The organism is Nostoc sp. JL31, from assembly GCF_017114965.1.
GTDB classification, from domain to species: Bacteria; Cyanobacteriota; Cyanobacteriia; order Cyanobacteriales; family Nostocaceae; genus Nostoc; species Nostoc punctiforme_A.
Window position 1 is genome coordinate 85,125 of record NZ_JABXKO010000110.1, and the last position, 10,613, is coordinate 95,737.

8 protein-coding genes are annotated in these 10,613 nt (G+C 39.6%); 1 reads left to right on the forward strand and 7 read right to left on the reverse strand.

From position 1 onward, the window contains the following. Positions 1 to 60 precede the first annotated feature (60 nt). The 7 genes from HWQ43_RS27925 to HWQ43_RS27955 all read right to left on the reverse strand — a co-directional run bounded on the left by HWQ43_RS27925 (position 61) and on the right by HWQ43_RS27955 (position 8,527). Complete coding sequence (locus HWQ43_RS27925; RefSeq protein ID WP_292739707.1) at positions 61 to 1,494, reverse strand: helicase-related protein; 1,434 nt, start codon at positions 1,492 to 1,494, stop codon at positions 61 to 63. 60 nt (positions 1,495 to 1,554) lie between these two features. After that, positions 1,555 to 1,950, reverse strand: coding sequence for a hypothetical protein (locus tag HWQ43_RS27930; RefSeq protein ID WP_292739709.1), 396 nt, complete (start codon positions 1,948 to 1,950; stop codon positions 1,555 to 1,557). A 184-nt stretch (positions 1,951 to 2,134) separates the two neighbouring features. Next, a complete protein-coding gene (locus HWQ43_RS27935) occupies positions 2,135 to 5,101 on the reverse strand; it encodes a type I restriction endonuclease (protein WP_292739711.1) in 2,967 nt (988 codons plus the stop codon). Positions 5,102 to 5,103: 2 nt separating this feature from the next. After that, entirely contained in the window at positions 5,104 to 6,453 is a 1,350-nt protein-coding gene (locus HWQ43_RS27940) for a restriction endonuclease subunit S (RefSeq protein WP_292739713.1), read from the reverse strand. Between the two features lie 21 nt (positions 6,454 to 6,474). After that, on the reverse strand, positions 6,475 to 7,680 hold the full coding sequence (locus tag HWQ43_RS27945; RefSeq protein ID WP_292739716.1) for a DUF1524 domain-containing protein: 1,206 nt from the start codon (positions 7,678 to 7,680) through the stop codon (positions 6,475 to 6,477). Then, the gene (locus tag HWQ43_RS27950) at positions 7,677 to 8,015 is read right to left on the reverse strand and encodes a type I restriction-modification system subunit M N-terminal domain-containing protein (protein ID WP_292739718.1); all 339 of its coding nucleotides are present in this window, start codon (positions 8,013 to 8,015) and stop codon (positions 7,677 to 7,679) included. Before HWQ43_RS27950 ends, HWQ43_RS27945 begins: the two co-directional genes overlap by 4 nt. 80 nt (positions 8,016 to 8,095) lie before the next feature. Further along, positions 8,096 to 8,527 carry a MerR family transcriptional regulator gene (locus HWQ43_RS27955; RefSeq protein ID WP_292739719.1) on the reverse strand — a complete coding sequence of 144 codons (432 nt, stop codon included), beginning with the start codon at positions 8,525 to 8,527 and terminating at the stop codon, positions 8,096 to 8,098. Positions 8,528 to 8,595: 68 nt separating this feature from the next. On the opposite strand from HWQ43_RS27955, the gene cas12k reads away from it, so the two are divergent. Then, complete coding sequence (gene cas12k, locus HWQ43_RS27960) at positions 8,596 to 10,503, forward strand: type V CRISPR-associated protein Cas12k (RefSeq protein WP_292739721.1); 1,908 nt, start codon at positions 8,596 to 8,598, stop codon at positions 10,501 to 10,503. The last annotated feature ends 110 nt before the right edge of the window (positions 10,504 to 10,613 follow it).

Below are 10,613 nucleotides of genomic sequence, written 5' to 3' on the forward strand. Positions count from 1 at the left end.
AATTACGTTTGCTGTTGGGGTATCCTACCTGTAGTGTAATTTTGAGTAACTAAAAACTACCTATTCATTACCTTCAAGAATCTTCCAGATTGTATAATAGTCTTGCCCAACTTGCCCCATAGCTTGTGTCCAATCTATAGCATCTACTTTCGCTAATTCATTTCTCAATCTTGATAGAGGTAAATCTTGGTTGAATAACCGTTCTCCAAGTTGTTTTGCCAATGGTTGAGCAGCTTTTCGGGGTACACCTAAAAGTCTGAGAGTAATTGCATCATCAGAGTTAACACCGTAAAATACACGAGCAGGTAGATTACGTAAGGTTTTTTGCTCTGCTTGTGGAAGAAGGTCAAATTCTTCTTCTTTGAATGTTAGAGTTTGAAGAGCGGATAAACCCCATGAAACTGTCTGATTGAGCTTAAAGAGCTTTTGACAACAATTAGTTATAGCCTCTGTAAATTTTACTGTTTTACCTCCTACATTAGTAGTGAAATATTCTTGTGCTATTTCTTTAAGACTTGCTCCGTTAACCCAATCAGTAATCATGTTTGCCAAAGAGCTTTGGTTTACACCTCCTGTTCCAGATATTTGTTCTAGATTTTTACTCAATTCAGGTATATCTTGAAGAATTAACAGTATTTTCTGTAAAGAACCGCTATCCTGTATAAATAGATTATCTGCATCCCAGATTTCTTGAGAAATACGTTCTTTCTTCAATCGACTAAGAGTTTTGCTAACGCTTTCCCAAGAAAATCCTGTATTATCGACTAAACTAAGTGGGCGACCAGAAATTTTCTCTGCGTAACGTCTGACTCCGTTTACTAAATCAGTCGCTGCTTTTGGATTATTACGGCGAAGGTCTTGAAAACCAAGAGTTCCCCGTAAAACCTGTTCAACTGTAGTAACGAACTTCTCATGATTACCAATCTGTCGATAAGTATGAGCAAGGTATTGCAGGAAAGAAGACCACTCAGGCTGTTTATACAGTAGATGTAAATTCAGATCCCCCCACTGTTCAATAGCTTGTTGCACCATATGCACCAGAGTAGAATTTAGGGATTCTACATTCTTATTCACAAATTTTTTTAATTGTTCAGCTTTTTCTTGATCTTTTGCTGCTAAAGCAATAATTCCTACACTTCCTTGATTTACACGCCCTGCACGTCCTGCCAGATTCCAAAAATCTTCTGGTGGCATATCTTTACCAAACGGATATTGGTGACTTGCTAAAACAATATTAGCCACTGGAAAATTAACTCCTTGTGCAATAGTAGTTGTTGCCACAAGAATTTGTATATTACTATTCTCAAATAACCATTCCATCAACATCTTAACTTCATCTGAAAGACCAGAGAGATGAACACCTATGCCATATTCCAAGAGGCTAATTAGTGGAAATTCTTCACCAAATTCTTCTAATAAAAATCTTTGTACTATCTTAATATTCTCAGGTATAACGGTTAAGTAATTACTTTCATGCTTAAAATTATTTGCCAAGCTCCAAGTATGTGTAACTTTTCCTGCCAATAATATTACTGAACCTCTTGATTTAAGAATTTAAACATCATTTCCCTCTATAAAGAAACCTACTAAGTCAGCACCTGGCAAACTAGCTTTCGGAGTGCGTTTGTCTCGTTCAGCGTTCCAAGGCCAAACCACATTCTGTATATCTGCAAGTAGACATTCTGCTATGGCTTCGCCTACTGCCCACGGTTCTGGAACAGGCTCTGAAACCAAGAATTTTGCTAAGAAGTCAGATTCCATACCAGTTGTAGCCAATGCTGTTAATTCTGCAACACAAGGCTCTCGATTTTCTGCATCTGTCAGGCGATTGTAAACTCTTCCTCTCAAGTAGCTCTCAAATTCATCTGCATCAATAATTTGTTCACCCTGCCATATAACTTGGCTTTGTTGATGTAAATAACAGGAATGTCTCTTTAGGCTAAAGGTCATTTTTCCTCTACAAATTTCGATATCAGGATTAAACTGCTCAGAAAACTGACCTCAGTATAGTTGAAAGTACTTTTTTATATAAGTACAAGCATAATTATTTTTATAGCTTAAATTTATGTATAGAAAATACTATAGTATACAAAGGCACATTTATTCTTAGTTCCTAAAATAGTGAGTGTTCGCCTTATGCTGCACCTTGGTCGTAATCATTATCGAACAGGGTATTGGCTAACCATGCTTTAAATTCAGGGTCTTCAGTAAATTTACGGTATGCTTCTGTATGGTCGAAGATGAATTCCTGAAACTTATCAACCAGCTTTTTCTCAAAGGTGATTCTGGCGTTTTGCCGATCTGAGTATTTCTTGGCGTTCTGATATTCTTCGTCTTTGCTGACTTCGGCGGGTAATTCTTCAAACAGGAATCGCCACACCTTATCTTTTTCTGTCCACTGAATATTGCCGAAGCGATCGTTAAAATCTTGAATAATATTACTGAGTACGTCTAATTGCGCTTCATATCTGCTACCAGGAGCATCTGGGGGTGTGGGTGCTATTTCTGCCCCACCTTCAAGCTGTATGGCCAGAGTTGTTTGTCTTTCTATGCGGTAGCTGTCGATATCAACACTTTCTAGAATACCTTTGGATAAATCGGTGTCGTTAAGGTTGGGAAGTTTGGCTAGTAGGAATTTGAGAAAGGTTTTCAGGCTTTCCCAGTAGGGATTACGGAAAGGATTAATTTGGACAAGGAATTGATAATTGCGGACAAAAAATTTGCCTTTTTTCTTAAAGTCTATTTGTTGTTCTTCGTCTAATTCGCTGATAAAATTTTGCTTGCATTCATCGAGAATGGGGTCTAATTGGTCACGTTCTGCACCATTGATGAAGCGGTTCATTAACTCGTTGACCTGTTCTTTAGAATAAACTTGGAACCCGTCAAGCGCATCTTGCAAGTCGTTGAGGCGGTCTATGTCTGTTTCTTCGCTGAGGATTGTTGTCTTATAAAATGGGTCAAAAGCTTCTTTAATTGCATCGGCTGAGTTGACAAAATCTAGAATAAATGTATCTTTTTTATCTGGCTTGTAAGCACGGTTGAGGCGAGATAAGGTTTGAACCGCTTTGATATCAGCTAGGGTTTTATCTACATACATCGTGTGCAATAGCGGTTGATCAAATCCGGTCTGATATTTATCAGCTACTATCAGGAATCGATACTCACTTTTTTTGAATTCTTTGGGAATGTCATTCCCTGGAAAGCCATTCATTGAGGACTCATCCTCTTTTTTTCCGCCAACTTCTTTGCTGCCAGTAAATGCAACAATAGTTTTGTAAGGTGCGTTAATTTCCTGTAGATAGGCATCGAAGGCAAGTTTATAGCGAATGGCGCTGACAATACCATTGGTGACTACCATTGCCTTTGCTTGTCCATTAATTTTGAGTTGACCAATCACGTCTTGCATGAAATGGTCAATCATAATTTCTGCTTTTTTGCGGATAGCGTGGGGGTGTCCCTCTACGTACTGCTTGAGCTTTTTCTTTGCCCGTTTAGTATCAAATTGAGGGTCGTATTCAATCTTTTTATGAAGCTTACAGTAACTTGTAAATGTGGTATAGTTTTCCAGCACATCAAGGATAAATTCTTCCTCTATTGCCTGTTTCATGGAATAGTTATGGAAGGGATAATACTTGTCATCGGCTGGATTCTGAACACCAAAAGCTTCTAATGTTTTATTTTTGGGTGTGGCTGTGAAGGCAAAATAGCTTGCGTTGGGAGAAAGTTTTTGTTCTTCAATAATGCGGAGAATTTTATCTTCGGTGGTTTCTTCTTCCTCACCTGCTTCTTTATTTAGGGCTGCGCTCATTTTGGCGGCGCTGCTACGACTTTGGCTGGAGTGGGCTTCGTCAATGATAATGGCAAATTTTTTATTGCTTAATGACTGGATTTCCCGAACAACATAGGCAAATTTAAAAACGGTAGTTATAATAATTTTTTTGCCTTCTTCTAGCGCCTCTTTTAGTTGCTTACTACCTTGGGTGATGGCTTCAACTACGCCTTTGACTTGGGCAAACTGTTTGATGTTATCGCGGATTTGTCTATCTAAAACTTGGCGGTCTGTAACTACAATAATGGAGTCAAATATGGGGTTTGTGTCGCTAGTGTCGGTAAGTTCTACGAGTTGGTGACTCAGCCAGCTAATGGAGTTACTTTTACCTGAACCTGCGGAATGTTGAATTAGATAATGCTGTCCTACACCATTGGTTTTGGCATCGGCAAGGAGTTTTCGTACTAGGTCGAGTTGGTGGTAACGAGGGAAAATTAGCTTGCGTTTCTTCTGTTTTGCTTCGTCTTTCTCTTCTACCAGTTGGGCATACTTTTCAATGATGTTGCTGAGGCTGGTTTTGCTGAAAATTTCTTTCCACAGGTAATCGGTTTTTAGTCCGTTGGGGTTGATGGAATTCCCTGTACTGTCGGGGAAAAGTAAGTGTGGTTCAGATTTTTGACCTTTGTTGAAGGGAAGAAAAACTGTTTGTTGTCCCTTGAGTTCGGTAGTCATATAGACTAACTCATCATCAACAGCGAAATGAACTAAACAACGCGCAAAGTTAAACAGGGGTTCTTTGGGGTCACGGTCAGTTTTATACTGCTTTATGGCATCTTGGACATTTTGTGTAGTAAGGTTGTTTTTTAGTTCAAAGGTAATGAGGGGTAAGCCGTTGATGAAAATCCCCATATCCAGCGATCGCTTCTTGTGATCGTTGCTAAAGTATAGTTGGCGAGTGACGGAGAAGATATTTTCGTTGTAGTGTTGGATGGCTTGGGGGTTAAGTTGGGATGAGGGTAGCTTGTAGTAGAGAGTGAGGCTGACTTCTCCGGCTTTGATGCCGTTGCGGATAACATCAACAATACCTCTGGTTTGGATTTGGTCGAAGATGCGTTGAAACAGCCTTTCTTCAAACCGGTTGCCGTAGCTGGTTTCTAGTCTGGTGACTTGGGTGGGTTGCGTTTTACGGAGAAATTGCAGCAGTTGAGTTTTATCTAAGCAGTAGTTGCGGTCATAGTCCCCAGATAGACTTTTGATGTAACCTGCTTCTGTGAGTAGGCTTTTTTCTATGAGGGCTTCTAAGCCTTTTTCTGAGGTGTCAGTTGTGGTCATGGCTAAATTGCTGCGGCTGTAAGGGTGGGTTCAACTGCGGATGTTTCGCGTACATCTATTTTTCCCGTTACAGCGTCAGAAATTAAGGTGGTGCGGTATTCTTGGATTAGTTTTATCTCTTTTTCTATTTTGGCGATCGCAAGGTCGATTTTGGCAGTAGTGGTATTAAGCCAATTGACAATCTGATTTTGTTCAACTATTGGCGGAATTTGAAGAATAAGATTTCTAATAGTTCCAATAAGTAAAACTGGTTGAAGACCAGAAAAATTTAACCGATTAATTTGGTACTGCATACTACTACAACACAACATATATAGTAGAAAGTTCGGATTTATATCCTCAATAGGCGTTATTTTTGCAATGTTTTGATTAATATGATATTTATTATCCTGTTCAATTAATGCACCATGCCCTAATGTTCCAGTACATGGAAAAACAATATCTCTAGCAAAAAGTTTGGAACGTCTTAATTGATTTGAAAGTTCTACTGATATTCTTTCTACATCATCAAGAATAAGGCGATTATTTTTTATGTTTAAACCCCGAAGTGCAATTATTTCACCATTTTGATCTGTCTTCCATAATTTTGTATATTCAAACCCCGTTAGCTTTGTGACATTGCATTGTCTCCCTAATTTAATAATCTCCCAATGCGCTGGAATTCCCCCTAACCACTCAATACCAGAAGGTTTCATAGGTGCATGAGGGTTGAGTCCCTTGGTAACTGCACGGTTAACGATCGCAGTTTTCTGCTCTTTGAGTAATTCGATAAGCCTTTGCTTGTTGGTGATGAAGTGGTTTATTTGTTCTAATTTGCGGTCGAGGAAACGAGCGATAACTTTTTGTTCATCTAGCCGAGGAACTACTGCCCATAATGCTCCTATGCGTTCAACATTTAAATTAAGCTGTGTATTTATAGGAGCTATTCTTAAAAACTCCTGTCGCATGGAAACAAAAAGATTATAAATATAATCAAGTTCAATAAAATGTTTTGGTACAAAACCAACAATACTATCAGGAAAACAAGCTTCAATATTTAAAATTGCTATATCTCCTACATTGGCAGCAATGGTCATTACTAGAGTTCCAATTGGAAATTGCTTGCTAACAGCAAAACCTTCCTCATTCAAAGTTTGATTATATTCTGTTATGTACTTTCGAGCGGATGTTACATCACCCGTTTGGATAAATGGGTATTTACCATCATACATCCGAGAATCATTCCTCGGTCTATGTGTAAATTTTCCCCTTAATATTTTTGCCACATATTTAATTTTGAGGAGTTCCCAATGTTCAGGAATTTCTCCCAACCACTCTACACCCGAATCCTTATACTTTAGATAACGCTTCATCCTACAACCTCCTCAATAAAATTACGACTCAACCACCTTGTTTAAACGCTCTGGATTCCAAATTTCTTCAGCAATCTTTTGATTAAGCTTTTGCCGCGCATCCAAATCAGCTTTTTTAAACTCCTTATGCGGTTGAAACGGTAGCCCAGAGCGTCCCTTATACCCTAAGAAACCGGGATTATGGTCGTAACATTGAGAATTGAGAGATTTAGCTAAAAGATTCTGACCGTAGTAATGAGGTAATTTTTCAGCATAAGGCAATTCACCATAACTTGCATTAAATGACTTCGGCAGCAGCAATAGTCCCCCAATACGGTTACGATACTCGTAGAAATCTGCATTGCTGGAAAACTCATCTGAGTGACGCTGGGGTTTATTAGCCCAAATATGCTCTATCTCATATCGATTTTTTCCTGTGGCAATATATTCGCTATAACGTGATGATATTCCCGATTGCGTTTCTATGTGGTCTGTTATCCGAGCAAGAAATTGGTAAATAGCATTGTAGTTTTGCTGATGCAGTAGCAGTCGTTCATTAGAAGCAAACATTTCTGGTTCTGCATCTAACTTCTGACGCAGAATTTTTACAAGTTCAGTAGGTGCTTTCCCCCGAATATCCCGCATAACCACAAACATGGCATACTGCATCGTGTTGTAAGTAATGGTTCGGAAGTTCCATAACCTCCGAGCCAGCAGAATATCGAGAAAACTTGCCACTAAACGAATCTTTTGGTTAATCATACCTGGGTCATCATCAGCATTTAGAGGCGCAAGCAGCAAGGGATATTGAAGGGTAAAACCGTGCTGGGCATTGTAAAAAACTTCCTCTAACCCTGATTTCAAGGAAATCGATGCTTCCCGCAACTGTAAGTATTGGCGGCTATAAAATGCAAAATCTCGCTCTATGAAGCGCACAAAATCAGCACTTTTGTTGAGTCCGATGTCCGGTTTATGATCGCGTACCCAACGGTGAAACTCTGTACTGATGCGGTCAAAATCACCAGGAACAGCACCTTTTTTACGTTCTCGAATCGTCTGGGCGTACTGACTGCGAAGCCAAGTTTTAATGGCATCGGCTTCTTCATCTTTACCCAACTCTATCAATTCACTTACCCGCTTTTTCCAAAGCTGATTCGCCTGAACCTTTTTAGCTTCATCACTGATATTCGCCAGCAAAAAGCCTTTGAGCATATCCGTAGGTGTAAGAGATAGCCCCCGGTCATTCATCGTTTCAAAAATGGTATAAGCATCCTCGTCAGAGTAAGCTGTAATCTCAATAATAAAGTTTTAAATGTAAATTTGGAAGTATTATAAAATACATAGCCAGATATTCTGGGAAGCTGTTGTGCTACAGCATTCTGCCCAAACTTTTCTTCTTCCAGCACCTTGTAACGCTCAAGAACCTTTTCCTTAGTTGGTTCCAGTAAGCAATCCAAACGCCGCAGTACCGTCATTGGCAGAATTACATCTCGGTACTTGCCGCGTACATAGACATCTCTTAATACATCATCAGCAATATTCCAGATGAAGTTAACAATAGTGTTGTGTGTCGTGTGATTCATGTTGCCAGTACAGAAGGCGATCGCATCGCAATAGTTGTAACAGTTTAAAGTACTGTGGTGTCTGCTTTGTAATAAGAGCCTTAATTTTTATCCAACTTTTGACACAACTGCTGATAAATCACGTCCAACCACACCGGAATTACAGGTTTACCTGCATCCAAAGATGCGATCGCCTTTTTTCTGTCAAACTCCACAAGCTCAAGCGATCGCTCCTGCGCTTGGGACAACAACATAAACCGCTTACCTTTACCTGAAATAAATAACTCCGGTTCTTGGTCTTTCAGCTTTTTGAGCGTAGTGCTGGCTATGTCAAAACTTAACCCCACAGATAGCCAATATGACATTGCAGCCAGTTCCAGCAAATTTGACTTGGAGTAATAAATACTACGTCCTGTCCCAGTATCACTTATTACAGGAACAATCACCCCTCTCTCTCGCCAATACTGTAGCTGACGAAGGGTACAGCCTGTGATTTCAGCCGCTTCCTTGCTTGTAAAAAATGTCTCCTGCATACAATTTATTTTACAGAAGACTTGTTTAATACAAATATGTTAGTATTAGACAATATTGTTTTAAAGCGATGAGCCAAATCACTATTCAGTGTCGTCTTGTAGCCTCAGAGTCATCACGCCAGAAACTATGGGAGTTGATGGCGGAGTTAAATACGCCACTGATTAATGAATTACTACGTCAGGTAAGCCAACACCCAGAGTTTGAGAGTTGGCGACAAAAGGGCAAACACCCCACTAGTATTGTCAAAGAACTCTGCGAACCTTTGAAAACTGACCCTCGCTTTATTGGTCAGCCTGGGCGGTTTTACGCGAGTGCGATCGCATTGGTGAACTACATATATAAATCATGGTTGGCGCTAATGAAGCGATCGCAGTTCCAACTAGAAGGCAAAATTCGCTGGTTGGAAATGCTCAACAGTGATGTTGAATTGGTAGAAAGTAGTGGTGTCAGCTTAGATAGTCTTCGCACTAAAGCTGCTGAAATTTTGGCTCAATTTGCTTTCCTCAATACTGCTGAAACTCAATCAACAAATGGGAAAAAAGCTAAAAAGCGCAAAAAATCTCAAAATTCAGATAGCAAGAGTTTATCAAAGAATTTATTTGAGTCCTATCCCAAGACAGAAGATAACTTGACTCGTTGTGCTATCAGCTATTTACTCAAAAATGGTTGCAAAATCAACGAGAAAGAGGAAGACGCTAAAAAATTTGCTCAACGTCGCCGTAAACTTGAAATTCAGATTGAACGCCTTAGAGAACAGCTAGAAACACGAATTCCCAAAGGTCGAGATTTAACCGATACCAAATGGTTAGAAACTATTATTGTTGCCACTCATAACGTTCCAACAAATGAAGCCGAGGCAAAATTTTGGCAAGACAGCCTTTTAAGGCAATCTAGCAAAGTACCTTTCCCGGTAGCTTACGAAAGCAACGAAGACATGACTTGGTTTAAAAACCAGTTTGGGCGCATCTGTGTAAAATTCAACGGTTTGAGTGAGCATAGTTTTCAAGTGTATTGTGATTCTCGCCACCTTCACTGGTTTCAACGCTTTCTAGAAGATCAACAAATTAAGAAAAATAGCAAAAACCAGCACTCTAGTAGCCTATTCACCCTGCGTAGTGGGCGTCTTGCTTGGCAAGAAGAGGAAGGCAAAGGCGATCCTTGGAATGTTAATCGTGTAAACCTCTACTGTTCTGTAGATACCCGCCTATGGACGATTGAAGGAACCAATCAAGTAAGGGAAAAAAAAGCCGAAAAAATCGCTAAAATTATCACCAATACAAAAGCCAAAGGCAAGCTTAATGAAGAACAGCAAGCCCATATAAAACGGCAAAACTCTACTTTAGACACAATTAATAACCCTTTTCCTCGCCCCACGAAACCTTTATATAAAGGACAATCTCATATTCTTGTTGGTATTAGCCTCGGCTTAGAAAAGCCTGCAACGCTAGCGGTAGTAGATGGCACTACAGGTCAAGTAATTACCTATCACAGCATCAGACAACTACTGGGTGATAATTACAAACTACTAAATCGACAGCGACAGCAAAAACATTTTTTATCCCACCAACGCCAAATAGCTCAAACGCTTGCTGCACCAAATCAGTTTGGAGAATCGGAGTTAGGGGAGTATATTGACAGATTACTAGCGAAAGAGATTATTGCGATCGCCCAAACATACTCTGCTGGAAGTATTGTTCTACCTAACTTGGACAATATGCGAGAACAAGTTCAAAGTGAGGTTCAAGCCAAAGCTGAACAAAAATCAGACTTAATAGAAGTTCAACAAAAGTATGCTAAACAGTACCGAGTTAGCGTCCATCGGTGGAGTTACGGCAGATTGATGGCAAATATTCACTCGTCAGCTGCTAAAGCTGGAATTGTTATAGAGGAGTCAAAACAGCCAATTCGAGGTAGTCCACAAGAGAAAGCGAAAGAATTAGCGATCACAGCTTACCATTCTCGCAAAATAAACTGATTGACAAAACACCGAACCTTGATAATAAAATAAGAACCTATCCCACTAATAATAGTTTGTTAATCCAGATATGAATTGTAGCAAGGTCAATGAATGCGTCAAAGTAAACT